The organism is Endozoicomonas sp. ONNA2 (assembly GCF_024606365.1).
Lineage (GTDB): Bacteria > Pseudomonadota > Gammaproteobacteria > Pseudomonadales > Endozoicomonadaceae > Endozoicomonas.
Genome location: NZ_JAHHPO010000002.1, coordinates 1 through 1,075, shown reverse-complemented (window position 1 = coordinate 1,075; position 1,075 = coordinate 1). Strand labels below are relative to the sequence as shown.

At 52.2% G+C, this 1,075-nt stretch carries 1 protein-coding gene; it reads left to right on the top strand.

All coding sequences use genetic code 11. The features are described 5' to 3' along the window. A partial coding sequence (gene epmA, locus KDK14_RS00020; RefSeq protein ID WP_257262961.1) for an EF-P lysine aminoacylase EpmA occupies positions 1–993 on the top strand: 993 nt, incomplete at its 5' end. Between the last annotated feature and the right edge of the window lie 82 nt (positions 994–1,075).

The window sequence follows — 1,075 nt, the reverse complement described above, 5'->3', positions numbered from 1 at the left end:
CTTATGACCAATGACTTATGGCGCCCATCGGCTTCAATGATGGCGCTCAAAAAACGAGCCCGATTGCTGCGCGAGGTCCGGGCTTATTTTGATGCACGGGGGGTCATGGAGGTGGAAACCCCGATACTGTCCAGCAGCGCCACTGTGGATGTTTACATAGACAGCTTTGCCACAGAATTCAGCCCCATTGGTCATGGCAAATCACAGCTTTGTTACCTGCACACCTCGCCAGAGTTTGCCATGAAGCGTTTGCTGGCAGCAGGCAGTGGAGATATTTACTCTCTGGGGCGAGTCTTCAGAAATGGCGAAGCCGGAGGGCGTCATAATCCGGAATTCACTATGCTGGAATGGTACCGCATGGGTATGAATGACCAGCGGTTGATGGATGATGTTGCCGATTTGCTGAGCAGTGTCTGCCACTTCCGGGAGGCCAGGCGTTGCAGCTATGGAGAGCTGTTTGAACAGTACCTGGGAGTCAACCCCTATAACGCCACTGATGAAGTGCTGGGCCAACTGGTCAGTAAAAAAGTGGATGCCAAACTTCAGGGGCTTGAAAGGAGTGACTGCCTGGATCTTCTGTTCTCAAAATTTGTTGAGCCAAACCTTGGGTCCGGCGATTCAGAAGTACTGGAAGGCTACTTTGTTTATGACTATCCTGCCGCAATGTCAGCATTGGCCAGATTAGCCACCAGCCGGAATGGGCATCCGGTAGCTGCACGCTTTGAGCTGTTTGTTAACGGGGTGGAGCTGGCCAATGGCTATCATGAGCTTCTGGATGCACAGGAGCAGAAGAAGCGCTTCGAAAAAGAACAGCAAAAGCGTCAGGAGCGCGGCTATGACATCTATCCCTACAATAAGCACATGTTAGCGGCACTGACTCATGGCATGCCCGACTGTGCGGGGGTAGCGATGGGTATTGATCGCCTGCTTATGCTAATGCTGGGTACGGATAATATAAATAATGTACTAACGTTTGATTTTGACAGGGCCTAGGAGGCTGTCCGAGAATAGCGCCCGACTGCATGACTGCATGGATGCAGGAGCTAGAGCAACGCAGGAGCAGTTGCCGCGTAGG